The organism is Nonomuraea harbinensis, assembly GCF_019396385.1.
GTDB classification, from domain to species: domain Bacteria; phylum Actinomycetota; class Actinomycetes; order Streptosporangiales; family Streptosporangiaceae; genus Nonomuraea; species Nonomuraea ferruginea.
The window spans coordinates 72,755-98,063 of record NZ_JAHKRN010000017.1 but is presented as its reverse complement, the minus strand read 5'-3'; the positions used below and the strand labels follow the sequence as shown (position 1 = coordinate 98,063).

General features: G+C 69.5%; 24 protein-coding genes. 10 read left to right on the top strand and 14 right to left on the bottom strand.

The features are described from left to right. Positions 1 to 26: 26 nt before the first annotated feature. Positions 27 to 1,022 (top strand): LacI family DNA-binding transcriptional regulator, encoded by a 996-nt coding sequence (locus KME79_RS19460; RefSeq protein ID WP_148033977.1) that lies wholly within the window; start codon positions 27 to 29, stop codon positions 1,020 to 1,022. A gap of 76 nt (positions 1,023 to 1,098) precedes the next feature. Next, a complete protein-coding gene (locus tag KME79_RS19455; protein WP_219545646.1) occupies positions 1,099 to 2,346 on the top strand; it encodes a phospholipase D-like domain-containing protein in 1,248 nt (415 codons plus the stop codon). Here KME79_RS19455 and KME79_RS19450 read toward each other — a convergent pair whose 3' ends face one another. Further along, the gene (locus tag KME79_RS19450) at positions 2,347 to 2,829 is read right to left on the bottom strand and encodes an FBP domain-containing protein (protein ID WP_219545645.1); all 483 of its coding nucleotides are present in this window, start codon (positions 2,827 to 2,829) and stop codon (positions 2,347 to 2,349) included. Between the two features lie 124 nt (positions 2,830 to 2,953). On the opposite strand from KME79_RS19450, the gene KME79_RS19445 reads away from it, so the two are divergent. Further along, positions 2,954 to 4,162, top strand: a complete 1,209-nt coding sequence (locus tag KME79_RS19445; RefSeq protein ID WP_219545644.1) for a hypothetical protein — start codon at positions 2,954 to 2,956, stop codon at positions 4,160 to 4,162. A 26-nt stretch (positions 4,163 to 4,188) separates the two neighbouring features. Here KME79_RS19445 and KME79_RS19440 read toward each other — a convergent pair whose 3' ends face one another. Next, a complete protein-coding gene (locus KME79_RS19440; RefSeq protein WP_219545643.1) occupies positions 4,189 to 5,364 on the bottom strand; it encodes an outer membrane protein assembly factor BamB family protein in 1,176 nt (391 codons plus the stop codon). 246 nt (positions 5,365 to 5,610) lie between these two features. Between KME79_RS19440 and KME79_RS19435 the strand changes: the two genes are divergently transcribed. After that, positions 5,611 to 6,414 (top strand): glycerophosphodiester phosphodiesterase family protein, encoded by an 804-nt coding sequence (locus KME79_RS19435; RefSeq protein WP_219545642.1) that lies wholly within the window; start codon positions 5,611 to 5,613, stop codon positions 6,412 to 6,414. An 87-nt stretch (positions 6,415 to 6,501) separates the two neighbouring features. Next, on the top strand, positions 6,502 to 7,026 hold the full coding sequence (locus KME79_RS19430; RefSeq protein WP_219545641.1) for an NUDIX hydrolase: 525 nt from the start codon (positions 6,502 to 6,504) through the stop codon (positions 7,024 to 7,026). Positions 7,027 to 7,111: 85 nt separating this feature from the next. On the opposite strand, the gene KME79_RS19425 is transcribed toward KME79_RS19430, so the two are convergent. The 7 genes from KME79_RS19425 to KME79_RS19395 all read right to left on the bottom strand — a co-directional run bounded on the left by KME79_RS19425 (position 7,112) and on the right by KME79_RS19395 (position 14,956). Then, entirely contained in the window at positions 7,112 to 8,206 is a 1,095-nt protein-coding gene (locus KME79_RS19425; RefSeq protein ID WP_219545640.1) for a HigA family addiction module antitoxin, read from the bottom strand. Positions 8,207 to 8,667: 461 nt separating this feature from the next. Then, a complete protein-coding gene (locus KME79_RS19420; protein ID WP_219545639.1) occupies positions 8,668 to 9,195 on the bottom strand; it encodes a carboxymuconolactone decarboxylase family protein in 528 nt (175 codons plus the stop codon). A gap of 24 nt (positions 9,196 to 9,219) precedes the next feature. Further along, positions 9,220 to 10,731 (bottom strand): glycoside hydrolase family 13 protein, encoded by a 1,512-nt coding sequence (locus tag KME79_RS19415; RefSeq protein WP_219545638.1) that lies wholly within the window; start codon positions 10,729 to 10,731, stop codon positions 9,220 to 9,222. A gap of 2 nt (positions 10,732 to 10,733) precedes the next feature. Next, positions 10,734 to 11,666, bottom strand: coding sequence for a carbohydrate ABC transporter permease (locus KME79_RS19410; RefSeq protein ID WP_219545637.1), 933 nt, complete (start codon positions 11,664 to 11,666; stop codon positions 10,734 to 10,736). Further along, entirely contained in the window at positions 11,663 to 12,529 is an 867-nt protein-coding gene (locus tag KME79_RS19405; RefSeq protein ID WP_219545636.1) for a carbohydrate ABC transporter permease, read from the bottom strand. Before KME79_RS19405 ends, KME79_RS19410 begins: the two co-directional genes overlap by 4 nt. Before the next feature lie 3 nt (positions 12,530 to 12,532). Next, positions 12,533 to 13,873: an ABC transporter substrate-binding protein gene (locus tag KME79_RS19400; RefSeq protein WP_246640091.1), complete on the bottom strand. Its 1,341-nt coding sequence runs from the start codon at positions 13,871 to 13,873 to the stop codon at positions 12,533 to 12,535. Between the two features lie 93 nt (positions 13,874 to 13,966). Further along, positions 13,967 to 14,956 (bottom strand): LacI family DNA-binding transcriptional regulator, encoded by a 990-nt coding sequence (locus KME79_RS19395; RefSeq protein ID WP_219545634.1) that lies wholly within the window; start codon positions 14,954 to 14,956, stop codon positions 13,967 to 13,969. 157 nt (positions 14,957 to 15,113) lie between these two features. On the opposite strand from KME79_RS19395, the gene KME79_RS19390 reads away from it, so the two are divergent. Further along, positions 15,114 to 18,050 (top strand): discoidin domain-containing protein, encoded by a 2,937-nt coding sequence (locus tag KME79_RS19390; RefSeq protein ID WP_219545633.1) that lies wholly within the window; start codon positions 15,114 to 15,116, stop codon positions 18,048 to 18,050. Here the strand turns inward: KME79_RS19390 and KME79_RS19385 are convergent, their stop codons facing one another. Continuing rightward, positions 18,051 to 18,923, bottom strand: a complete 873-nt coding sequence (locus tag KME79_RS19385) for a sugar kinase (RefSeq protein WP_148033989.1) — start codon at positions 18,921 to 18,923, stop codon at positions 18,051 to 18,053. A gap of 185 nt (positions 18,924 to 19,108) precedes the next feature. Here KME79_RS19385 and KME79_RS19380 point away from each other — a divergent pair, with 185 nt between their 5' ends. The 3 genes from KME79_RS19380 to KME79_RS19370 all read left to right on the top strand — a co-directional run bounded on the left by KME79_RS19380 (position 19,109) and on the right by KME79_RS19370 (position 20,922). After that, a complete protein-coding gene (locus tag KME79_RS19380; protein WP_219545632.1) occupies positions 19,109 to 19,849 on the top strand; it encodes a hypothetical protein in 741 nt (246 codons plus the stop codon). 93 nt (positions 19,850 to 19,942) lie between these two features. Beyond that, positions 19,943 to 20,647: a maleylpyruvate isomerase family mycothiol-dependent enzyme gene (locus KME79_RS19375; RefSeq protein ID WP_219545631.1), complete on the top strand. Its 705-nt coding sequence runs from the start codon at positions 19,943 to 19,945 to the stop codon at positions 20,645 to 20,647. 17 nt (positions 20,648 to 20,664) lie between these two features. Continuing rightward, the gene (locus tag KME79_RS19370; RefSeq protein WP_148033992.1) at positions 20,665 to 20,922 is read left to right on the top strand and encodes a DUF6343 family protein; all 258 of its coding nucleotides are present in this window, start codon (positions 20,665 to 20,667) and stop codon (positions 20,920 to 20,922) included. On the opposite strand, the gene KME79_RS19365 is transcribed toward KME79_RS19370, so the two are convergent. Both KME79_RS19365 and KME79_RS19360 read right to left on the bottom strand, forming a co-directional pair. Further along, positions 20,893 to 21,096: a DUF3040 domain-containing protein gene (locus tag KME79_RS19365; protein ID WP_148033993.1), complete on the bottom strand. Its 204-nt coding sequence runs from the start codon at positions 21,094 to 21,096 to the stop codon at positions 20,893 to 20,895. The two genes, KME79_RS19370 and KME79_RS19365, sit on opposite strands and share 30 nt — an antisense overlap. Before the next feature lie 69 nt (positions 21,097 to 21,165). Next, positions 21,166 to 21,411, bottom strand: a complete 246-nt coding sequence (locus KME79_RS19360) for a type B 50S ribosomal protein L31 (RefSeq protein ID WP_148033994.1) — start codon at positions 21,409 to 21,411, stop codon at positions 21,166 to 21,168. Between the two features lie 132 nt (positions 21,412 to 21,543). Here KME79_RS19360 and recQ point away from each other — a divergent pair, with 132 nt between their 5' ends. After that, positions 21,544 to 23,352, top strand: a complete 1,809-nt coding sequence (gene recQ, locus KME79_RS19355; protein WP_219545630.1) for a DNA helicase RecQ — start codon at positions 21,544 to 21,546, stop codon at positions 23,350 to 23,352. 301 nt (positions 23,353 to 23,653) lie between these two features. On the opposite strand, the gene KME79_RS19350 is transcribed toward recQ, so the two are convergent. After that, a complete protein-coding gene (locus KME79_RS19350) occupies positions 23,654 to 24,856 on the bottom strand; it encodes a helix-turn-helix domain-containing protein (RefSeq protein WP_219545629.1) in 1,203 nt (400 codons plus the stop codon). Beyond that, on the bottom strand, positions 24,853 to 25,149 hold the full coding sequence (locus KME79_RS19345) for a putative quinol monooxygenase (RefSeq protein WP_246640090.1): 297 nt from the start codon (positions 25,147 to 25,149) through the stop codon (positions 24,853 to 24,855). The genes KME79_RS19350 and KME79_RS19345 overlap by 4 nt, the downstream gene beginning before the upstream one ends. Positions 25,150 to 25,309: the final 160 nt, after the last annotated feature.

The following is a 25,309-nucleotide window of genomic DNA, read 5'->3' as shown; positions in this document are numbered from 1 at the left end:
TCCGTGCCCTCCCTTTTGGTGTTGCCATGAGACGTCCCACCCTGGAAGCGGTCGCGGCCCGCGCGGGCGTCTCGCGGGCCACCGCGTCCCGTGTCGTCAACGGCCAGACGACGGTGGCCCCGCAGATCCGCGACGCCGTGCTGCGCGCCATCGACGAGCTCGGCTACGTGCCCAACTCGGCGGCGCGCAGCCTGGTCACCCAGCGCACCGACTCGATCGCCCTGGTCGTCTCCGAGCCGCCGACCAGGGTGTTCTCGGAGGACCCGCTGTTCTCCACGGTGATCCGCTCGGCCAGCCTGGAGCTGGAGACGGTCAACAAGCAGGTCGTGCTCATGCTGGCCTCGTCGGCCAAGAGCCACGCCCGGGTGGAGCGTTACATCGCGGGCGGGCACGTCGACGGGGTCATGCTCATCTCCATGCACGGCGCCGACCCGCTGCCGAGCGCGCTGTCCCGGCTGCGCGTCCCGGTCGTCTCGTACGGCCGGCCCGCCGTCCCGGTCGACATCCCGTACGCCGACAACGACAACGTGGGCGGGGCCGAGACCGCGGTGCGCCATCTGGTGGAGCAGGGGCGCAGGCGCATCGCCACCATCGCGGGGCCGCAGGACATGATCGGCGGGCAGGACAGGCTCACCGGCTACCGCAACGTGCTGCGCGACTCCGACCGCCGCTCGATCGTCGCCGTGGGCGACTTCACCCGCGAGTCCGGCGCGGTCGCCATGCGGCAACTCCTCGGCGACGACCCGCAGCTCGACGCGGTGTTCGTGGCCAACGACCTGATGGCGGTGGGCGCCCTGCAGTCGCTGCGGCAGGCGGGCCGGCGGGTGCCCGACGACGTGGCGCTGGTGGGCTTCGACGACATCGAGGCGGCCAAGTACACCGAGCCGCCGCTGACCACGATCCGCCACCCGGTCATCGAGCAGACGGCGGCGATGGTACGGCTGCTGCTGGACCTGTTCGAGGGACTCCCGGCCGAGCCGGTCGTCCTCCCGACGGAGCTGGTGATCCGCGAGTCCACCTGACAGGGGCCATTGACAGGCGATCTTTCCGCGTATGACAGTCGAGCAGCGAAAACTGTCACGCAGAAAGGCGCTCTTCATGAAGAAAATCGCCACGCTCGTGGCCTTATGCCTGGCCGCGGCCCTGTTACCCGCCGGCAGCGCGTCCGCCGACGTCACCGGCCCGCCGGTGCTGAACGCGCCCGTGTTCAACGACCCGGTCGCCGACTCCGGCGTGCCCGGCACGCCCAGCGCCCAGCAGTCGGCCGTGATGGACCAGCTCATCCGGCTGATCAGGGCCGCCAGGACGGCCAGCGAGATCAGGTTCGTCAACCACCAGTTCTCCCCCGGCCAGCGCTCCACCGAGGTGGCCGACGCGCTCATCCAGGCGCACCAGCGCGGCGTCCGCGTCAAGGTCATCCTCGACGACATGGAGAACGGGGCCAACGACGAGATCACCGCCCGCCTCAAGGCCGTGCTCGGCGCGAACGAGAGCGCCGGCTCGTACGTGATCGGCTGCGAGTATCCCAACCCGTCGGCGGTCGACCGCGGCTGCATCGGCCGCGACTACCTGCACAGCAAGTTCGCGCTGTTCTCCGGCATCGAGGTGAACGGGACCACGCACGGGAACGTCGTCTTCCAGACCTCGTCCAACCTGTCCGACTGGTATCTGTACAACTCCTACAACGACGCGTTCACCCTGACCGACGCCGCCGTCTACAACGGTTACTACACGTACTTCGACGACCTGCGGCTGGGCCGGCGGCAGGCGCCCAACCCCGCCTACTACTGGACCACCCCGACCGGCTCGAAGTACCGCGCCACGTTCTTCCCGCGCGCCAGGTCGAGCGGCGACCCCATCGCCAACATCCTCAAGCTCGTCGAGTGCCGCTACCAGGACACCGACGGGGTCTACCGCCAGACCGACATCAGGCTCGTGCTGACCCACTTCAACCAGCACCGGCTGGCCATCGCCCAGGAGCTGGTCCGGCTGCGGGGCGAGAACTGCTGGGTGGACCTGGTCTACTACAAGAGCGCCGACGGCACCGGCAACGCCGACGCCACCATCCGCGCCGAGCTGGCCAAGACCGTCAACGGCCGCCGCATCCAGGTGACCCCCTGCCGCTTCACCGCCGGCGGCCGCTCGGTCGTGCCGCACCTGAAGCTGATGATGACCGACGGCTTCTACGACGACGACATCACGCCCCGCGTCTACACCGGCAGCGCCAACTTCACCCACCTGGAGAACGCGGACGACGCCCAGATCAGGATCTCCGGGCGGGACGTGCACACCGAGTACCTGTCGTACTTCTACAAGGTGCGCGACACCTGCAAGAACCGCACCTGATCAGGCCACGCGGTCCAGGAAGGCATGCAGGTTGGCCGTCATGCGGTCGACCTGCTCGTCCAGGGTCAGCGACTCCTCCAGGCGCTCGCCGAACTCCGGCTTGCGCCTGCCTCGCACGTACAGCGGGCACGCGAGGTCGGCGCACACGTAGACGCCCACCGAGTCGGCCTCGCCGCGGCGCCTGCGGGCCGAGACGAGGGCGACGCCGCTGCCGGTGTGGGTGGTGAGGCAGAGCGAGCACATGCTGCGGCGCTGGTGGCCGTGGCGGGCGGTGACGAGGCGGAGCGCGACGCCGACCGGGCCGCCGTCGCGCTCGGCCACCAGGTAGGCGCGGTCGGGGGCCTTCGGGTCGCGCCAGCCGAGGAAGTCCAGGTCGTCCCAGGGCTGGCCGGGCAGGTCACGCGGCACGTGCAGACGGGACGCCTCACCCTTGGTGCAGTTGACGAACGAGGTGCGAATCTGGGGTTCGGTGAGAGGTCTCATGAATTCCAGGCTAGGAGGCCCAGGCAAGCGATTATTTGCCGAAGGATGCTGATCTCGATACAGATGTGACCAAAGGATGCCATCGTGGTGCGGTCCTTTCATCCCATCGACAGGGAGACGGATCGTGCCGAAGCTCGCCGTGGTGGCATCGGCCATCGGCCTGGTGCTCCTGTCCGCCGCCGCACCCGCGCAGGCGGCCGACAAGACGTTGACGGTGGCGTACACCTGCTCCGGAGGCCCCTTCAGCAACACCACGCTGAGCGTGCCGATCGTCGTGCCGGACACCGCGAGCGGCTCGTTCGAGGCGAAGTGGGCCATCCCCGCGCTGACCCTGCGCACCGCGCCGACCCCCACCACCCAGGTCCAGGTCAACGGCAAGCTCGCGGTCACCGGCGGCACCCACGCCGACCTGTCGAAGACCGGCGCGAGCGTCACGCCCGGCACCACCGCGGTGCCCACCGGCCAGGTGACGAGCACCGTACAGATCACCGCCGCCACCGGCGGCCAGGTGACGATCAAGCCCTCCACCGAGACCGGCAGCCTCAAGCTCGCCCTGGCCGTCACCCCCACCGACGTGACGACGTGCACCACCACCGGCACCGAGAGCGTGACCGTCACGGTCGGCCAGGACGGAGGCGGCGGCACCGGTGACGTGGTCGACTACACCTGCACCCCCACCTCCGGCGCGCCCCAGACCGTCCGCATCAGGACCACCCTGACGCTGCCGGCCGCCAACCCCAAGGTCGGCGAGCAGTTCACGATCGGGTGGAAGGGCACGTACGAGAGCGGCGCCGAGCTGGAAGCGCCCAACGGGCTGCCGACGACGGGTCTCAAGATGTACGCGTACGCGTCGATCTCCGGCCTGACCGGGCTCACCTCGGCCACTGGCGTCGGCGAGCTGAGCGGCGTCGCCGTCGGTCAGCCGATCGCGCTGCCGGCCTCGGTGGACATGAAGACGACCTCGGGGCGCGCGGGCACCGCGACCGTGAAACCCGCCTCCGTCAACTTCGGGCCGCGGCCCACGGAGCCTCTCATCGAGTGCGAGCCGACCAGCCCTGGTTCGCTCAAGACCTACACCCTGACCGTCGGCGACGGCTCCGCCTCGCCCTCCGCCTCCGCCACCCCGACCAAGACGGCCGTCGTCACCGTGACCCCCACCGAGGACGACTCCGAGGAACCCCGGAGGTCGATCACCCCTCGTGAAGGGGTCGCGACCGGGGCCGGCGGCGACGCGGGCCCCGACGGGCGGATGTTCGTCCTGGCCGGGTCGGCTCTCGTCCTGGCCGCCGGCGCGGGCGGCCTGCTCCTCCGCCGCCGCCGTTCATTCCCTTAGCGATCCGTCGAATCGTCCCGGGAGCGTCAGTCGAAGCCCATGAGCCCGTCGTGGTTGTAGATCACGACGCGTCCCCCGGCGGCGGTGACCAGGCCGCCGCCGCGCGGGGTGAACTGGGCGGCGAACGTGATCTTCCCGGTGGCCGGATCGACGATCTCGACGCCGTGGCCGAGGCCGAACAGCGTGCCGTCGGCCACGCCCATCGCCCGGCTCCTGTCCACGCGGTTCTCGGCCTGGCGGGGCGCGAGCTTCCACAGCCTCCGGCCGGTGAGGAGGTCGTGGCCGACGAACTGCTGCTCGTGGTTGCGCGAAGAGTCCATGAGGGGCAGGACGTTCCCCACCGGCGGGCCGACGAACTGGGATTTCCCGAGCGGCTGGTTCCACAGCTGTTTGCCCGTACGGGAGTCGATGCCCCACATGTGCCGGTTCGTACCGCCGCCCTCGCTGACGACGGCGATGTCGCCGCCGGAGGTCACCTGAGTGGCCTCGGTTCCCTTCGGGAGGTCGAGCTGGTGCACAGGGGTGAGTGTCTTGCTGAGCACGGCCGCGCTGCGGACGTTGCCGTCGAGGTTCTCCTGATGCCTGAACGGGTCCGGCCGGACCAGGACCACCAGCCGATCCCCGGCGGCCACGGGCCCCGCCACGGCGAGGTGCGTCTTGCTGGTGCGCTGGTGCCGCACCTTGCCGGTGACGAGGTCACGCCCGTACAGCTTGGCCCCGTCGGCGTAGTAGAAGACGCCGTCCAGGATGGCGCCCTGCGCGGGCGCAGGCAGGAAGAGGTGGGAGGTCATGAACGCGCGCTGCCGCACCTTGGCACGCCACCGCTCCTCGCCGGTGGTGGTGTCGAGCGCCACGAACTCCGCGGGCACCTCGATCCTGCTGTCCACCTCGTCGCCGAGGGCGACCACCATCGTCTCGTCCTCGGCGACCGGCGCGCTCGAACCGCTCCAGGCCAGCTCCCGCTGCCACAGCCGCTTGCCGGTCGCGCCGTCGTAGCCGGTCAACTCGCCGCGCGCACCACCCTTGATCTCCTTACGCATCGCGACGAAGCGGACGCCGTCGGAGACCAGACCGTAGTACTGGGGCGTCTTGTCGATCTGCTCGACCGTCCAGACCGGGTTGAGGCCGACCCAGTGATGCGAGAGGGCCTCCGGCGCACCGGCGCCGTCGTCACCGGGCCGGGCCGGTGACTCGACCGGCACCCGGTGCGGGCCTTCGGACGTGTTCGGTGTCCCGGGCAGCAATCCGCAGCCTGACGAGAGCGCAAGGCAGAGTATCGCGACAGTGCCTGTGATCCTTAAGACAGCCATGGGTCAGTGATTCTCACGTCTATCGGTGGGCGAGGCAACCTGACGGAGCCGTGCCGACGCCCTCTTGATCACGTGGTGCCCGGCACGTACGCTGCGCCTGCGGATCACCCCCTCGATCACGTACGGAGTCGGACCCTTATGACGATCAGGACGAACGCGGCCATCGCCGCATCACTGGCCGCGATCACCTGGGCGGCCGTCCCGCCCTCGGCGCACGCCCGTACGGATGCGGCTCGCGTGGTCGCCTGCCCGCAGGTCTTCGGACACGGCGGCTACCCCTCCGGCTCCAACCCGTGGGACCGGGACAAGATCCGCCAGCCCAACAACGTCCGCGCCCTGGACGACCAGAAAGCTTGGGGCGCCGACGGGGTGGAAGGCGACGTCCAGCTCACCAGACACGGCACCAAGGCCGTCATGTGGCACAACACCACCACGAACGGCCTGACGGGCACCAGGAAGAACATCACCGCCCTCTGGTGGACGGCCGGCAGCGACAACCTGCGCGACCGGCGCGTCGCGCGCGGCCCGTACCAGGGAGAGCAGGTCTACACGCTGCGGCAGTGGCTCGACCACGTGCGCTCACGCGGCCTGGTCGCGCTGCTGGAGGTCAAACCCGAGGCCAGGGGCGCGCTGTCCGACCCCACTTACGCGACGGCGGCCTGGAAGGAGATCTCCGACCCGATCGTCGAACGCCAGGCCGCGCAGCGCATCCTCGTCTACTCGAAGGACTCCTGGATCCAGGCCGAGCTCGCCAGACGCCACCCCGGCCTGCTCAAGGGCTCCGAGGCGCGCTGGACCGACGGCGTGGGCTGGGAGGAGCCGCCGCCCGCGTGGAGCGGCAACGTGAACCGATGGCAGCAGGTGCTGAACGAGGCCCCGAAGAGCGTGATGACGAACTACCCGAGGGAATATCGCGCCTGGCTCGCCGGCAAGTGCGGCTGATGGCAGCTACGGTGATCAACGCGTTGAGGTGACCAGGGTTCCTTGTAGCGTGGTGCCGACGCAGCCGTCCACGCTGGGAGCAGCCGCATGCGCTGGCAGGTCCACTCGGAACAACCGCTCTACTCTGACCGCTGGATCGACGTCCGGGTGGCCGATGTGGAGTTGCCGGACGGCAGACACCTCGATCACCGGCTCATCCGCACGGCGCCCGGGGCCGGGGCGGTCGTCACCGACGGGCGGGGCCGGGTGCTGCTGATCTGGCGGCACCGGTTCATCACCGACACGTGGGGCTGGGAGATCCCGATCGGCAAGGTCGACGAGGGCGAGGAGCCGATCGCGGCCGCCGCCCGCGAGGTCGAGGAAGAGACCGGCTGGCGTCCCGGCCCGCTGCGTCCGCTGCTCTACACCCAGCCGACGAGCGGCATCTCCGACTCCGAGCACCACATCTTCCGTGCCGACACCGCCCGGCACATCGGCCCGCCCACCGAGCCGTGGGAGGCCGAGCGCATCGAGTGGGTGCCGCTCTCCGAGATCCGGCGGCTGATCGACAAGCGCGACATCGTGAGCGGGACGAGCATGAACGCACTGCTCTACCTGCTCACCGAGGTGTAGGCGCTGCCGCATCATCGTCCAGATCATCTACAGCTGTTCGCGGGGTAACCGAACTCGGCGAGGACGTCATCCAGTGAACATGCTCCTAGAAGTCGCTCTCCAGATCCACTTTTCTTTTCAGCCTGTTGCCTTGGCTCGCAGGCCAGAAACCGTCGTGCTGAAGGCGCCCGACGACGATCCCCGGCGCGATGCCCAGTTCATGCGCGAACTCCTCAACCGAGCCAAGGGACTTGAGAGAAGACAGTCTGGGCAGAAGCGTCCGCGGGATCAAGAGATCAGAGGCGAATCGATCCGCTTCCGCTTCCTTCGGGTCATCGGCCGACACGCTGTCCTCGATCCAGATGTCGTTCTTCCCGTGCAGGACGATATGGCCCATCTCGTGGAAGAAGGTGAACCAGAAATGGTCATCCGTCCGATACCGGAGGCTGAGCAGGAGCATGGCCTTACCCGGGGAAAGCCAGCAGGTGGCTCCACTGGCCCGCGCGCCGGTGATTTCGCGTACGAAGACAACGGCCACACCATGCCGGGCACAGATGTCACGCATGATCGGGGCGATGAGTCCGCGCGGCTGAGTAGTCAGCTGACGTAGCCGCGGCAGAGCAGCGCGAAGCCCTGCCGCGTCGAACTCCCGGCACTCGACATCACGGGCAGCGAGCTCGCCGAGACGGAGCCACACGGCGACCGCGCTCGGGATGGCCTCGAACGATCTGGTCTGACGGAAGGACGCGACGGGGCTTTCGTAGAGATCCTGCCACGTGGACAGGTGAGCGACACCGAACAGGGCCAGCAATTGCTGCACGCGGGAAAGGTCATCCTTGGGCTCTTCAGGAAGAATCCCTCGCCTGACCAGCTCACGAACGGGCATGCTTCTCGCCCAAGGAACCGCCGCCGCCAATTCGCCTTCAAGCCGCAGCCTCTGCTGCGCAGACTGGTAGTCCGCCTCAAGACGGTTCCACAACCGAGCAGGCATGCCGGTTACCAATTCAAGCCGCTGAGCGACATCGCTGCTCAGCGGCACCAACCCTTGAATGAGTCGGTTGACGTGTTTCGGGCTCAGGCCGAGCCGTGCCGCAAGCTCACGCTGGCTCATACCGAGATCGTCAAGGAACTCGCGGATCGTCTCCCCTGGAGGCACGGCGTAATCGGGAACGCCGGACGTGTGAAAATCGATGGCCGCCATCCCTCACGCTCCTCTCGAACTGCGTTGATCAGCCGTGGTAGTCGACGATCTCTATGACCAGAGCTGCCGCCCCTTCCTCTATCCCCCGTTCCTTCTTCTCCTCCGACGTCATGAGCCTGAACACCATCCGCCATCCCTGATGGAGATCCATGGCGTAGCAGTCGGCGTACGTTCCTCGCAGGGGGTGGCACCGCCCTGGCATGGTGAAGAGTTCGTCGAGAGTCTCGGCAGCCCGCAGCGCCTGCAGACGTTGCCCCACCTTGCGAGCCCCCTCACGACCATAGGCCCTGACCAGCTCCCGGGCGGACAGGCACAGGAGAGGAACATCAACATCACTTTAAGTAATCATCAGAGGGATCGTCAGCTGGAGTCCCAAGCGGGCTACAGATGATCAAGCTCAGTCATCCCCGCGCCGGCCATCACGGGCGCCACCGTGGAGACAGCTCGACGGCTAGAGGCGGTCAGACGCGGAAGACGCGGAGTTGGAGGGCCAGCGTGGCGTAGTAGCCGGTCAGCGTGGTCAGCTCGAAGAGGGCCGGTTCCGGTAGGAGGGTGTACTCCTCGTCGTCCAGGTCCCCGTTCGTCACCAGGGCGCGGGTGACGCGGAGGACGGCGGCCTCCTCCGGGTCCTCCAAAGAGAGCGGCTCTCCCGTACGGACAGCGGCGAGCTGGGCGTCGGTGAAGCCCAGGCCGGTGGCGATCTTCTCGTGGACCTGGAGCTCGAAGGTGCTGGACCAGTGGGCGGCGACGATCAGGATGGCCAGCTCGCGGCACCGGTCCGTCAAGGACGAGCGGTAGCGGATGGCGGCGCCCAGCTCCTGGAGGGGGTCCCCCAGGGCGGGGCTGAGGAGCATGGCGTTGAAGGGGCCGACCAGCGCGCCCTGGTCGTCGAGCATCGAGGCGCCGCGGGGGCCGGCGTTGATGCGGTCGTAGAGGGCGCGGGCGTCGGCGTCGAGCTGGGCGGGCGGCATCGGGCGAAGGCGCTTCACCGCACCGATGCTAGCCCGCCCCGATCATGGGGTGCGCAGCCAGGCGGTGGTGTCCGGGGGCAGGAGGCGGTCCTCCAGCCGGCCGCTCGCCAGGAGCACCGCCCCGTCCGGCAGCGGGACGGGTTCCGGGCCGAGGTTGGCGACGCAGGTGACGCCCGAGTCGCGGGTGAAGGCCAGGACCCGGTCCCCGTACGGGAGCCAGGTGAGCGTCCCGTCGCCGAAGCACTCCCGGCGCAGGCGCAGGCCCGTGCGGTACAGGTTGAGCATCGAGTCCAGGTCGGCGAGCTGGGCCTCGGCCGTGAGCTTGCGCCAGCTCTCCGGCTGCGGCAGCCACGGCGACGGCCCGCCGAAGCCGAACGGCGGCTCGTCGCCGGACCAGGGCAGGGGGACGCGGCAGCCGTCGCGGCCGGGGTTCGTGCCGCCGGACCGGGCGTACATGGGGTCCTGGCGCAGCTCGTCAGGCAGCTCCTCGACCTCGGGCAGGCCCAGCTCCTCTCCTTGGTAGACGTAGAGGCCGCCGGGCAGGGCCATGGCCAGGAGGGCGGCGGCGCGGGCGCGGCGGTAGCCCAGTTCGGGGTCGGAGGGGGTGCCGTGGAGGGCGCCGCCGTGGGCGAAGCTGGTGTCGGCGCGGCCGTAACGGGTGACGGGGCGGGTCACGTCGTGGTTGGACAGGACCCAGGTGGGCGGGGCGCCGACGGTGGCGTGCGTGGTGAGGGTGAGGTCGATGACGCGGCGCAGTTCCTCCGGGTCCCAGGGGCATGACAGGAAGTCGAAGTTGAAGGCGGTGTGCAGTTCGTCGGGCCGCAGGTAGCGGGCGAAGCGTTCCTGGTCGGGCAGCCACAGCTCGCCGATCAGCACGCGGTCCTCGTACGAGTCCGCGATGGTCCGCCAGTGGCGGTAGACGTCGTGGACGGGGTCGAGGTCCTCCCACGCGGTGTCGGACTTGTGGAGCAGGGCGGCCGAGTCGATGCGGACGCCGTCCACGCCGCGGTCGAACCAGAACCGCAGCACGTCCTCGAACTCCCGGTGCACGTCAGGGTTGTCCCAGTTGAAGTCGGGCTGTTCCGGGGCGAACAGGTGGAGGTACCACTGCCCGTCAGGCACCTGCGTCCAGGCGGGACCCCCGAAGATCGACTGCCAGTCGCCCGGCTCGTCGCGGAACCAGAACCGGTCGCGGGCGGCCGGGTCGGCCAGGGCCTGCTGGAACCAGTCGCTGGCCGTGGAGCTGTGGTTCGGCACGACGTCGATGATGATCTTCAGGTCCAGCTCGTGCGCCTCGGCGATCAGCGTCTCGGCCTCGGCGAGCGTGCCGAACACCGGCTCGATGCCGCGGTAGTCGGCCACGTCGTAGCCGCCGTCGGCCATCGGCGACGGGTACCACGGGTTGAGCCAGATGGCGTCGGCGCCGAGGTCCTTCAGGTAGGGCAGGCGGGACCGGAGCCCGGCCAGGTCGCCGACGCCGTCGCCGTTGCCGTCGGCGAAGCTGCGCAGGTAGACCTGGTAGATCGCGGCCCCCCGCCACCACGTTTTCGACATGATCACCCTTTGATAGATCCGGCGGTGAGACCCGCCATGATGTGACGTTGGAAGACGAAGAAGACGATGATCGTCGGGATGCTCGCGACGACCAGGCCGCCCATGACGGCGTTCTGCGTGACCATGCCGGCGGTCTGCGACAGGCCGACGCTGAGCGTCATCTTGTCGCTGTCGGTCATGACGAGCAGCGGCCAGACGAAGTCCTTGAACGAGGTGACGATGGTGAAGATCGACACCACGCCGAGGATCGGCCGCGACACGGGCAGCACCACCGACCAGAGCACCCGGAAGGCGCCGGCGCCGTCGATCCGCGCGGCCTCGATCAGTTCGCGCGGGATCGAGTCGAAGAACCGTTTGAGCAGGAAGATGTTGAACCCGTTGGCGGCCGCGGGGAACCACAGCCCCCAGGGATTGTTCAACAATCCGAGGTCGACGACGGTGACGTAGAGCGGGATCAGCACGACCATGGCCGGGATCATCAGCGTGGCCAGCATCGCGCCCAGGATCACCCCGCCGAACATCGGCCGCAGCCTCGACAGCGCGTACGCCGCCGACACGTCCACGAGCATGCAGAAGACCCAGCCGCCCAGCGAGTAGTAGGCGGTGTTCCACAGCAGCGTGCCGAGGTCGAACAGGTTCCACGCCTCGGCGTAGGCGTCGAGGGTGGGGTCGGCGGGGAAGAGCGTCGGCGGCATCTGGGCGATCTCCTCGCCCGTCTTCATGGCGCCGGTGATCATCCAGTAGAGCGGGAAGACGAAGGCCAGCGTGAAGGTCACCACGACCGTGACGAGCACGGCCCAGTAGACGCGCCGTCCCCATCGGCTGTTGAGCTGGAGCGGGGAGATGATCGTACGGAACTGCCCGGTGTCGATGGGTTTCGGGCGGCGGGCCGCCCGCCTGCGGCCGGCGGCGGCCCGGGCGCCGACGGAGATCATGCCTTGTCCTCCCGGGTGAGCCGGAGCTGGAACGCGGCGAAGACGAGCAGCACGATCATGAGCATCATGCCGAGCGCGCCGGCCACGCCGTAGTTCTGGTTCGTGAAGGCGAACTGGAACATCATGTAGGCGACGGTGACGGTCGAGCCCGCGGGCCCGCCGCCGGTGAGCATGTACGGCTCGATGAAGACCTGCATGGTGGCCACGATCTGCAGCATCAGCATGAGCAGCAGGATCAGCCTGGTCTGCGGGATCGTGACGTGCCTGATCCGCTTGAGGATCCCGGCCCCGTCCAGCTCGGCCGCCTCGTACAGCTCCGGCGGGATGTTCTGCAGCGCCGCCAGGTAGATCAGGGTCGCGCTGCCCATGTTCATCCAGGTCGAGACGATGACCAGGGAGATCAGCGCGGTGGCCGGGGAGTCGAGCCAGGCCAGGCCGGGCAGGTTGACCAGCCCGAGCAGCTGGTTGAACAGCCCGGGCCCCGGATCGAAGAACCACCTGAACAGCAGCACCGCCACGATCGGCGGCAGCATGACCGGCAGGTAGACCACGAACCTGAGATAGGCCCGGGCGTGGCGCAGCTCGTTGAGCACGAGCGCGACGACGAACGGCACGGCGAAGCCGCACACCAGCGCGAGGAACGTGAACTGCAGGGTGGCGATCCATGCCTCGGTGAAGCCCGGGTATCCCACGGCGTACTCGAAGTTGTCCAGCCCGACCCAGGTGGGCGGATCGATCAGGTTCGTCTCCTGGAAGCTCAGGATGAACTCTCTGATCATCGGATACCAGGCGAACACCGCGAAGCAGAACAGCGCCGCGCACAGGAACCCGTAGGCCGTCAGGTTGCGCCTCAGAACAGCCATGGGTCAGCCCTTGGCCGCCAGCACGGCGTTCACCTTGGTCTCGGCGTCGGCGAGCAGTTTGTCGATGTCGGCGTCCTCGTCGGACAGCACGCCGGACATGGCCACGTCGAGGATCGCGTAGATCTCCTGGGCGTGGACCGGCTCGGCCTTGGGCGGGATGGCGGCGGAGGCCTTGACGTACGGGTCGTAGTTCTCGACCGGCAGGGAGGCGTTCTTCACCCGGTCGGCCTGGATGGCCTGGCCGGTGGGCGAGTCGCCGTAGACCGCGTTGTCGGGGACGCCGACCGGGTTGCCGATGGCCTTGCCGCGGGCGAAGTCGAAGCGGCCCTTGCCGACGGTGTTGAAGCGGAAGTCGAGCCACCGCATGCCCGCCTTCGCCTCCTCGGGCGTGGCCTTGGGGTTGATCATGAACGCTTCGCCGCCGCTCAGCGACGCCTTGGCCTCGGGGAAGCCGGTGATGCCGTAGTCGGCGACGCTGCCCTTGAACTTGCCGACCACGTCGGTGACCACGTCGGGGGCGCCGAGCATCATGCCGACCTTGCCGCTGCCCATCGCCACCATGAGCGACTCCCAGCCGACCAGGAGCTTGGTGCCCATGCTGTCGTCGACCCAGCGCATGTCGTGCAGCGTCTGCAGGACAGCCCTGCCCTCGGGCGAGTTGAAGGCGGCCTTCTTGCCGTCGTCCGTCAGGATGCTGCCGCCCCGGCCGTAGATGGCCTGGGTGAAGTGCCAGCCGCCGGTGTTGCCGCCGGAGTACTCGCCGTAGCCGACGTGGCCGGGGCCGAGCGCGGCGATCTTCTTGGCGGCCTCACGGATCTCGGCCCAGGTCGTGGGCGGCGTATTGGGGTCGAGGCCGGCCTCGGCGAACAGCTTGCGGTTGTAGACCAGGCCGACGCCGTAGTGCACGTTGGGCACGCCGTAGACCTTGCCGTCCTTGGTCACCAGGTCGCGCACGTCCTGGCGCAGGTCGTCCCAGTTCTTGATCTCGCCGGTGTACGCGGTGATGTCGAGGGCCTGCCCCTGCCTGATCACGTCGTCGTAGTTGGTGACGGGGACCACGAAGACGGTCTCCATCTGGCCGCCGGCGAGCTTGGGGCCGAACGTCTTGGGGTCGAAGCAGGGTTGCTGGTCGGTGCTCTTGACGGTGACGCCTGGGTTCGCCTTCATGAACGCGGCCACGTCGTCGTCCCACGCCTGGCGCTCCTTGGGCGCGGACTTGGCGGGCTGGCAGGCGACGGTGATGGTGACCTGGCCGGCCCCGCCCGCCGGGGGAGCCTGCTGCCCGGAGCCGCAGGCGGCGAGTCCGAGCGCGGATGCGACTAAGAGCCCAGCGGATCTCTTCATGATCTGACCCTTCTGATGCGAATTGCCCACACCATAGGATCAGCGACTTATCTCCGCAATATTCAGACTGAAGATTGCAAGATAACGACTACATCACGTACGGACTCGCGCCGTGGAGGCGCGCACCACCAGCTCAGGCTCGAACAGCAGCTCGTCCGCGGGCACGACGGCCTTGTCGATCTGCGCCACCAGCAGGTCGACGACGGCCCGGCCCATCGCGTCGATCGGCTGGCGGACCGTCGTGAGCGGCGGCTCGGTGCAGTTCATCAGCGCCGAGTCGTCGAAGCCGACCACCGACACCTCGCGCGGCACGCTCAGCCCGGCGCGGCGGGCGGCCCTGATCGTGCCGAGCGCGAGCAGGTCGCTGGCGCACACGACGGCGGTGACCCCGCGCCTGACCAGCCGGGCGGCCGCCGCGTGCCCGCCCTCCAGGGAGAACATGGTGTGCTCGACCAGGTCCGCGTCGCCACCCCCGGCCTGGAACGCCTCCAGCTTGCGCCGCGAGGGCACGTGGTCCCTGGGGCCGAGCACCATGCCGATCCGCTCGTGGCCGAGGGCCCGCAGGTGGCCCAGCGCGATCTCGGCCGCCACCACGTCGTCGCACGACACCTGCGGGAAGTCCAGGTGGCCGACGGCGGCGTTGACCAGGACCGTGGGCAGCTTGCGCTCGTGCAGCAGCTCGTAGTGGCCGTGCGCGGCGTCGGCCTGCGCGTACAGGCCGCCGGCGAACACCACGCCGCTGACCTGCTGCTGGAGCAGCAGATCGACGTAGTCGGCCTCGGAGACGCCGCCGACCGTGCGGGTGCAGAGCACGGAGGTGAACCCCTGCTGGGCCAGGGCGCCGCCGACGACCTCGGCGAACGCGGGGAAGATCGGGTTCTGCAGCTCGGGGAGGACCAGGCCGACCAGCCGGGCACGGTCGCCGCGCAGCTGGGTGGGGCGCTCGTAGCCGAGCACGTCGAGGGCGGTGAGCACCGCCTCGCGGGTGGCGTCGGACACCCCCGGCTTGCCGTTGAGCACGCGGCTCACGGTCGCCTCGCTCACCCCGACCTTCTTGGCCACCTCTGCGAGTCGTCGCGTCATGACGCAAACTATACGACTGTCAGCGCAAACCATTGCAAGTACTTACGTGAGCATCACAGCAGCATTCATTTCTTGCGCAATCCAGTCGAGATATTGCTCACATCTGCTGGAAAGCCTATGGTGCGGCCAACTGTACTCCTGCGAAGGGCCACCCCCCATGCGCGCACTCTTAGCCGCCCTGACCCTCGTCCTAGGACTCCTCATCGCCCCGCCCCCGGCCGCCGCCGCCACCAATCTGGCCGCCGGGAAGGCCGCCACCGCGAGCGGCTTCACCGACGTCTACCGGGCCGCCAACGTCACCGACGGCGACCAGGCCACCTACTGGGAGTCGGCCAACGGCCAGTTCCCGCAGTGGGTCCAGGTGGACCTCGGCGCCGCCGCCACGCTCACCGGCCTCACACTCAAGCTGCCGGCCGGCTGGCCGAGCCGCACCCAGACGCTCACCGTCCAGGGCAGCGCGGACGGCTCCGGCTTCACCACGCTCAAGCCGTCGGCCACGTACGGCTTCGCGCCGTCCGCCACGATCACGCTGAGCGGCAGCGCCCGGTACGTCCGGCTGCTGTTCACCGCGAACACCGGCTGGCCCGCCGCCCAGCTCGCCGAGTTCGAGGTGTACGGGGAGAGCGGCGGCCCCGGCCCTGAGCCGGGCACGAACCTGGCCGCCGGCAAGGGGATCGCCGCCTCCTCGCACACCCACACGTACGTGGCCGGCAACGCCAACGACGGTGACGTCAGGACGTACTGGGAGGGCCAGACCTACCCGAACACGCTGACCGTCGCGCTCGGCGGCGACGCCGACCTCACCTCGGTGGTGCTCAAGCTGAACCCGGACGCGGTCTGGGCCAGGCGCACCCAGACCGTCGAGGTGCTCGGCCGCGCGCGGGGCGCCGCCGGCTTCTCCCGCCTCGTCGCGCCCGCCGCGTACGTCTTCGACCCCGCCACCGGCAACAGCGTGACGATCCCGGTCACCGCGCGGGCCGCCGACGTGCGGCTGCGGATCACCGCCAACTCCGGCGCGCCCGGCGGGCAGGTGGCCGAGTTCCAGGTGTTCGGCACGGCCGTCCCGCTCCCCGACACCGCCGACCTGGTCGCCGACGTCGGCTGGACGCCGGGCAACCCGGACCCCGGCGACACCGTCACCTTCACCGTCGCCATCAGGAACCAGGGCACCATCGCCTCCGGCGCCGGCTCGCACGGCATCACGCTCGCCGTGCTCGACGGCTCGGGCGCGACCGTCCGCACGCTGACCGGCTCCGCCAGCGGCGTCATCGCGCCGGGAGCCACCACCGCCCCGGTCCCGCTCGGCACCTGGACCGCAGCCGACGGCCGGCACACGGTCCGCGTGGTGCTCGCCGACGACCCCAGGGAACTGCCTGACAAGCGGGACAACAACACCAGCACGCACCCCTTGTCCATCGGCAGGGGCGCGAACATGCCGTACGACACGTACGAGGCCGAGGAGGCGGTCGTCGGCGGCGGCGCCACCCGGATCGGCCCGAACAGGACGATCGGCGACCTGGCCGGGGAGGCGTCCGGCCGCCGCGCGGTGACGCTCGCCGCCACCGGCTCCTACGTCGAGTTCACCACCAAGGCGGCCACGAACACGCTCGTCACCCGCTTCTCGATCCCGGACGCGCCGGGCGGCGGCGGCCTCGACGCGACGCTGAACGTGTACGTCGACGGCGCCTTCCACAAGGCGATCAACCTGACCTCGCGCTTCGCCTGGCTGTACGGCCCCGAGGCGAGCCCGGACGACAACCCCGGCTCCGGCCCGCCGCGGCACGTCTACGACGAGGCCAACCTGATGCTGGACACCACGGTCCCGGCGGGCCGCAAGATCAGGCTGCAGAAGGACGCGGCCAACACCTCCACCTACACGATCGACTTCGTCGACTTCGAGCAGGTCTCCCCCATCGGCAACCCCGACCCGGCGAAGTACGCCGTACCGACCGGGTTCGGGCACCAGGACGTGCAGAACGCGCTCGACCGGGCCCGCATGGACAGCGCGCTCACCGGCGTCTACCTGCCGCCGGGCAGCTACCAGACGACGGGCAAGTTCCAGGTGTACGGGAAGGCCGTCAGGATCGTCGGCGCCGGGCCCTGGTACACCCGCTTCCACGCGCCGGCCGGGCAGTCGAACACCGACGTCGGCTTCCGCGCGGACGCGACGGCCAACGGCTCGACGTTCGCGGGCTTCGCCTACTTCGGCAACTACACCTCGCGCATCGACGGGCCGGGCAAGGTGTTCGACTTCACGAACGTGGCGGACATGACGATCGAGAACCTGTGGGTGGAGCACCAGGTCTGCATGTACTGGGGCTCGAACACGGACGACATGACGATCAGGAACTCGCGGATCAGGAACGTGTTCGCCGACGGGCTCAACATGACCAACGGCAGCACCGGCAACCATGTCACCCACGTGGAGACCCGGTCCACCGGCGACGACAGCTTCGCCCTGTTCTCCGCCACCGACAACAACGCGGGTGAGCAGCACGGCAACGTCTACGAGAACCTGACCTCGCTGCTCACCTGGCGGGCCGCGGGCGTGGCCGTCTACGGCGGGTACGGCAACACCTTCCGCGACATCTACGTGGCCGACACGCTGGTCTACTCGGGCGTCACGATCAGCTCGCTCGACTTCGGCTACCCGATGCACGGCTTCGGGGCGAACCCGCCCACCCGGTTCGAGAACATCTCGCTCGTCCGGGCCGGCGGCCACTTCTGGGGCGCGCAGACCTTCCCGGCGATGTGGCTGTTCTCGGCGTCGACGACGTTCCAGGGCATCCGGGTCAGCAATCTGGACATCGTCGATCCCACGTACAGCGGGATCATGTTCCAGACCATGTACGACGGCGCGCGGCCGGTGAACCCGGTCACCGACACCGTCTTCACGGACGTGTCGATCACCGGGGCGCGCAGGAGCGGCGACGCCTACGACGCCAAGTCGGGCTTCGGCATCTGGGTCAACGAGCTGCCGGAGCAGGGTCAGGGCCCGGCCGTCGGCTCGGCCACGTTCCGCGGCCTGCGCTTCGCCGACAACGCGCAGAACATCAAGAACACCACCTCGACGTTCACCCTGAACATCGAGTAGCTACAGCTCGCCCCTGGCCGGCAGGCCCTGCCAGTCGCTGGCGGTGGACGCGGCGGCGGCGCTCAGCTGCGTCGCGCGCCCCAGGCGCTCCGGCGGGGTCAGCCCGTCCAGGGCCGCGCTGAGGTAACCGGCCACGAACGCGTCCCCGGCCCCGCCGTAGTCGACCACCGGCGTTTGCGGGCCGGGGGCGTCGTAGCGCATCCGGTCGGCCCGCACGCTCGCGCCCTTGGCGCCGCGGGCGACCACGACCTCGCGTTCGGGGGTGAGCGCGGGCTTGACAAGGTCCAGCTCGTCCTGGCGGACGAAGAGCAGGTGCGACTGGCAGGCCAGCTCGGTGAGCACCTCCTCCGCCTCGCGCACCGACGCCCACAGCTCGGGGCGGTACTCGACGGCGAACGAGATCGGCACCTCCGCGCTCTTGGCCGCGCTCACGGCGGCCAGCACGGCGTCGTGCGGATCCCTGCCCAGAGCCGCGGTGACGCCGGTGACGTGCAGCATCCGCGCGGCGCCGACCCGGTCGATCGGCACGTTGCCGGGTGACAGCGTCGAGCCCGCCGAGCCGGCGCGGTAGTGGGTGACGAGCGGCTCGCGGCCCACCCGCGCGTCGCGCAGCAGCAGCCCGGTCGGCACCCCTTCGGTGACGCGCGTGTCGGTGACGTCGACGCCCTCGCCGCGCAGCACCGTCAGCACCCGGGCGCCCAGCTCGTCGGAGCCGACCTTGCCGGCGAAGGCGCAGCGGTGACCGAGCCGCGCCAGGGCCACGGCCAGGGTGAACTCGGGGCCGCAGATGTCCAGCCTGGCCTCGGTCTCGTGGCGGACCCGGCCGCTGGAGACCACCCCGAGCGCCTCTCCGAGGGTGTAGACGTCGGTCATGAGCTCCGAGCCTAGTCGGTCAGGTGGCCTCAAAACGGATTTTTTTCCATCAGTGCAGGTGACCACCGTGATCAAAATTTTCCCGTAACTTTAGCGAACCTTTCCCCCTTAGTGTGGCTCTAAGCAGTAAAGGGAACCGGTCATCCCGGGCCGGTGCCACAAGATTTACGGGGAGAAGCACCCTCATGCGAAAGATCGCCGTAGGCCTGGTCGCCGCTCTCGCGGGCGGGACCATGCTGATGTCTGGTGGCAGCGCCGTCGCCGCCACCACCACCAAGGCGCCTAAGGTCGAGATCCTCGACGTCTCGCCGAACCCTGTCGTCGTCAAGCACGGCAGCGAGACCGTCGCCCGCTTCAAGGTGGGCGCCAGCTCCGACGTCGAGAAGGTCGAGCTCAGCGTCGAGCCGGCCGACAGCAAGTTCCGCACCCTGCGGGGCAAGGAAGTCAAGCCCCTGGAGAACTGGCGCTTCTCGGTGCCGTTCACCTCGCACGACCCCGAAGGCAAGTGGAAGGCCATCGCCACCGCCTTCGACAAGGAGGGCAAGCGTGTCGCCCACGACACGTCGTTCTTCTACGTCGACGTCCGCAAGGGCTGGAGCAAGGCCGACACCCGGCTGAGCTTCGACGCCTCGCCGTCGAAGGTCCGCAAGGGCAAGCCGGTCTACTTCTCCGGCCGCCTGCTGGCCGAGCGCGGTGACCACTGGCGCGCCGTGCGCTACGAGAAGGTCCACGTCTACTACAAGGCCAACCGCTTCAGCGGCTGGAAGTGGGTCGCCTCCGACCGCACCGACCGTCACGGCAAGTTCTACGCCAAGGACCGCGCCTACCGTAGCGGCAGCTACAAGGCCGTCTTCAAGGGCGACAGGAAGCTCGACGACGCCACCAGCCGCACCGACTACGTGCGCGTCTACAGCTGGCGCCGGTAAGCACCACTGAGTGAAGGCCCGGCCGGGCTCCGGCCGGGCCTTCGCCGTGCCCGGGCCCGGTGAGTTCCGGGATCCTGCGGGTAGCGACCGGATATGCCAGAGGATCTGCTGCGCGAGTACGACCCGTTCGACATCTTCGACGCCGAGGCGTCCCGGCTGGACTGGTTCTTCTCCGGCCTGGACGAGGAGGGCTGGCGGCGCCCTTCCCGCGCCGCCGGATGGACCGTCCGCGACGTGCTCGGCCACCTGGCCGGCGAGGAGCTCTACAACCAGGCCTGCCTCGACGGCACCCTCGGCGAGCTGCGGCTGCTGATGGAGGCGGAGGGCATCGGCGGCTACAACGAGTTCAACGAGTGGTGCGTCCGTCAGCGGCGTGACCTGCCCGTCGAAGAGGTGCTGCGGGAGTGGCGCGACAAGAACGGCGACACCCGCCGCCGCATGCGCGCGCTCGGCCGCGACGCCCTCCTGGAGACCATGGCCGGCCCCTATCCGGTGGGTGAGCAGGCCTTCCACTACGACTCCGAGTACGCCACGCACGCCGACGACGTGGGCGCGCCCGTCCGCCCGGACGAGGCGGACGACCGCACGTTCTGGCGGGTCGCGGTCGGCCGGTTCGCGCTGGCCGAGCAGGACCCGAGCGTGCAGGTGGAGCAGACGGCCGAGCAGATCTGGGTGCACTTCGGCGACGCCGAAGCCAGCTTGTCCTATCCCGACTTCGTCGAGGCGACGGTGGGCCGGCTCCCTCCGGGCAACGGGCTCAGCCCGCGGCTCGTGTCGGCGCTGCGTTGTCTCGCCTGAGAGGAGTGTGAATCCCCATGTGGCTGCGCAACCGCGCGGGAACGGAGCCGTTGACCGCGCGCAGCCCCTACCGGTTGCGCCGGATCCTGTCCCTGGCCGCGCTCGTGCTGGGCACCGCGGCGGCGGTCTACTTCATCACGCAGGCGATGAGCACGGGCGAGCAGGTGTGGGCATGGGAGGCCGCGATCGCGGCGGCCGTCGCGGTCTTCGCCGCCGTCGACCTGGTCATCATCCAGCGCCGCCTCTCACGCCAGCGCGACCGCCAGCACCAGTAGGGCGACTGTCACGACGATGACCGCGACCATGAACCAACCACTCAGGAGCAGCCTCCGGAGACGGCCCGTCCCGGAGGCGACCCCCGACACGCGCCTGGCGAGCTTGGGGTCGTCGCGTTCCAGGGCATCCTCGATCTCCTCAAGGATGCGGCGCTCCCGCTCCGACAGGGCCATATGCCATCACCACCGCTCCCACCGCCGGTCCCGCCCCTGCTACCCAGGGACGGGCCGTTCAGTACGGGGTCACGGCCTGCTGTAACGCTTGTTGAAGCGCTCGACCCGGCCCGCGCTGTCGAGGACGCGGCCGCGGCCGGTGTAGAAGGGGTGGCTCGCCGACGACACGTCGACGTCGATCACCGGGTAGGTGCGGCCGTCCTCCCACTCGACGGTGGCCGTGCCGGTCGCGGTGGACCGGGTGAGGAAGGCGACCCCGGCACTCGGGTCGCGGAAGACGACGGGACGGTACGCGGGATGCAGGTTCTTCTTCATGTGCCCGTCAACCAGACGGGAACGGTTTTCATTCCCACACCGCGAAAGGGCAAGGGAGGACGATGCGCAGCGGCTACGATCGCCGTGGGCGAACCCGGCTCGAGAGCGATTCCGAACACGTAAGGTAGCCGCATGAATACAGCCACCGAGGTCCTGCACCGCGTGTTCGGCTACGACACGTTCCGGCCGGGGCAGCAGGAGATCATCGAGCATGTGGCGGCGGGCGGCGACGCGCTCGTGCTCATGCCGACCGGCGGCGGCAAGTCGCTGTGCTACCAGATCCCCGCGCTCGTCCGGCCCGGGACGGGCGTGGTCATCTCGCCGCTGATCGCGCTCATGCAGGACCAGGTGGACGCGCTCACCGCGCTCGGGGTGCGCGCCGGGTTCCTCAACTCGACGCAGGACTTCGACGAGCGGCAGCTGGTGGAGGCCGAGTTCCTGGCGGGCGAGCTCGACCTGCTCTACCTCGCGCCCGAGCGGCTGCGGCTGGAGTCGACGGTGCGGCTGCTGAAGAAGGGCGCGATCTCGCTGTTCGCCATCGACGAGGCCCACTGCGTCTCCCAGTGGGGCCACGACTTCCGGCCCGACTACCTGGCGCTCTCCGAGCTCCACGCCCAGTGGCCCGAGGTGCCGCGCATCGCGCTGACCGCCACCGCCACCCCGGCAACCCACGCCGAGATCGCCGAGCGCCTCGGCCTGCGCGAGGGCGAGGCCCGCCACTTCGTCGCCGGCTTCGACCGCCCCAACATCCACTACCGGATCACCGCCAAGAGCGAGCCCAAGCGGCAGCTCCTCGACTTCCTCCGCGCCGAGCACCCCGGCGACTCCGGCATCGTCTACTGCCTGTCACGCTCGTCGGCCGAGAAGATCGCCGCGTTCCTGGTCGAGAACGGCATCCCCGCGCTCCCCTACCACGCCGGCCTCGACGCCCGCACCCGCGCCCACCACCAGGCCCGCTTCCTGCGCGAGGAAGGGCTGGTCGTGGTGGCGACGATCGCGTTCGGCATGGGCATCGACAAGCCCGACGTGCGCTTCGTGGCCCACCTCGACCTGCCCAAGTCCGTCGAGGGCTACTACCAGGAGACCGGGCGGGCCGGGCGCGACGGGCTGCCTGCCACGGCGTGGATGGCGTACGGCCTGCAGGACGTCGTCCAGCACCGGCGCATGGCCCTCGAAGGCGACGAGCAGCACCGCCGCCGCCAGGCCCTCCACCTCGACGCGATGCTCGCCCTCTGCGAGACCGTGACGTGCCGGCGGGTCATGCTGCTCGACTACTTCGGCCAGGCGGGCGGCTCCCCATGCGGCAACTGCGACACCTGCCAGACGCCGCCCGAGTCCTGGGACGGCACCGTGCCGGCGCAGAAGGTGCTCTCCACGGTGCTGCGGCTGGCCCGCGAGCGGGGGCAGAAGTTCGGCGTGGGGCAGATCGTCGACATCCTGCTCGGCAAGACGACGGCCAAGGTCCTGCAGCACGGCCACGACTCGCTGACCGTCTTCGGCATCGGCACCGAGCTCGGCAACGCCGAATGGCACGGCGTGGCCCGGCAACTCCTGGCGCAGGGCCTGCTCGCGGTCGAGCCCAACTACGGCGCCCTCGTCCTGACCGACGCCAGCGCGGCGGTGCTGCGCGGCCAGCACGAGGTCCGCCTGCGCCGCGACCCCCGCCGCCCGGCCAAGGCCGCGTCGGCCCCGAAGTCCCGCCCGGCGGCCGACCTGCCCCCGGAGGCGGCCCCGATCTTCGAACGGCTGCGGGCCTGGCGCGCGGCCACGGCCAAGGAGCAGGGCGTCCCGGCCTACGTCATCTTCCACGACGCCACGCTGCGTGAGATCGCGACACTGGGGCCGTCGTCACTGGAGGAGCTGGGCACGGTGAGCGGGGTGGGCGAGAACAAACTGGCCAAGTACGGCGACCAGGTCCTGGCCACCCTGTCCGACTCCTGACCCCTGTCCCAGGCGTGGTCCTTTGCCGGTCCGTCCCAGGCGTGGTCCTCGCCGGGAGGCGCGCTTCGCGCGAACCGGCTCGGGCTCCTCTCAGCGGGGAGCCGAGCTCCCCGCACCCCTGGGCGGGGGCCTCCCGGCCCCCTGCACCCCCGGATGTGAGGTGGTCGATCGCGGTCGGGGTGGAAGCTGGGCAGGGCCTCTCCCCTATGAATAGGCCACTCAGACCGTCGAGCCGGATAGTGGTCTCAGCTCGTGAGCCTCTATCCCAGCCATAACTAGACCCATGTCCCGGCGCCGATTCCTACGCTCCCACCCGGTCAGCCAGTCCCCGCAGTTCAGGCGAGGCGGGATCCTGCATCGACAGCAGATCCGTGACGACCTGGCGGACGATCCGATGGTTGCGGATCTGCTCCGGCGTGATGGTTTCGGCCTCCAGCAGCGCGATCACCGCCTCATCCACCTGGCGGCGCTGGGCGTGCGCGCGGGCGAGGTCGATCAGGAGCCGGGCGCGTCGCTCGCCGGAGAGCGCCGATGCGTCCAGCGCGGCCCCCACCCGTAGCGCGTGACCGGCGTCGCCCAACTCCACTGCGACGGCCACCTCGTGGAGGACGACGTTGGCCGGGCCGAACTCGGTGTTGTGGTCGTTGCGTCCGTCGCCCAGACGCTCAGCCATCTCCCGTGCCTGGGCCAGGTGCTGATATGCGGTCTCGGCCTGGTTCAGCTGGGCGGCGGCGACGGCGCGTTGCAACGTGAGCCCTCCCCATAGAGACATCGCTTCCGGTTCGCCCTGCTCGGCCAGATGCCACAGCGCTTCGGCGGCGGTGCGGGCGGTCTCCTCGGCCTGGTCGAAGTGGCGCGCTCTCAGGAAGACGAATCCCAGCCGGAAGGCGCCGGCTGCCATCAGCAGCGGGTTGCCTGCCCGCTCGGCCGCGCTGATGGCCCGGTCGGCGGCGATCCACGCCGCCTCCGGCTCTCCGAGCTTGGCCAGTGACGCCGAGCACGCCTGGTAGGTCGTGGCCAGCAGCTCGAACATCTCGGCCTGCTGTGCGGCCGGGGCGCTGCGGGCGGCGTTCTCCAACGTGGGCACCAGGTCGCGCAGCAGGTCGGCCAGGTCGTCGTAGCGGCTCTCGTGGGTCAGCTCCCAGGCGTGATCCACCCGAGCCTTCACCTGCTGGCCGGCCGGTGCCGGGACTCGCCGCAGCATGGCCTGGAGCGAATGCGCGCCCGAGAGCACGAGGCGCAGGGCTGCGGCACCGGGGATCTCGTCGCTGACGGCGGCGACCACCGGCGCTTCGGCGGCCAACTCTGACAGCGGCACATCCAGCGTCTCGGCGAGCTTTTCCAGGACCGACATCCGGTCGATCTTGCGCACGCCGCGCTCCACCTGGGAAACCCACGCCACTGACCGGTCCATCAACCTGGCCAGCTCCGGCTGAGACAGGCCGCGCCGTCTGCGCTCCTGAGCGATGCGTCTGCCCAGGGCTCGCTGGTATTCGGTGCTCACGCCTCGGCGCCCTTCCCGCTCTGCAGCTCCAGCCAGTCGACCTCGACCGCGGCGAGCAGTTCTCGGCGGGCGGCGAGGAAGCGCTTGGTGTGCTCGGTCTGCTCGTGGGCTTCGAAGGCGGCCCGGTCACGGTAGAGCTCGTAGAAGATCCGCTGAAGCGGCTGACCGTCGACCCGGTGTGCGGTGTAGACGAGGGTGCCGGGCTCATGGTGGCGGATGGCTTCGATGGTTTGGCTGACGAGCTGGTCGAATGCTGCGGCGCTCGTCTCGTTCTTGCAGGTGAATCGCACCATGAGTCCGAACATGTACACCTTCCTGGGCCGCGGTTACCTGCTTGTGGTGCTGGCTGGTCCAGCAGACCAGTACTTATTGTGCGGTGCAAGTACACAAAGTTGCTTGTACTTGAGGTATAGCCCCAGTACTTTCAGTACCAGTCAGAGCATCTTAGGCCGT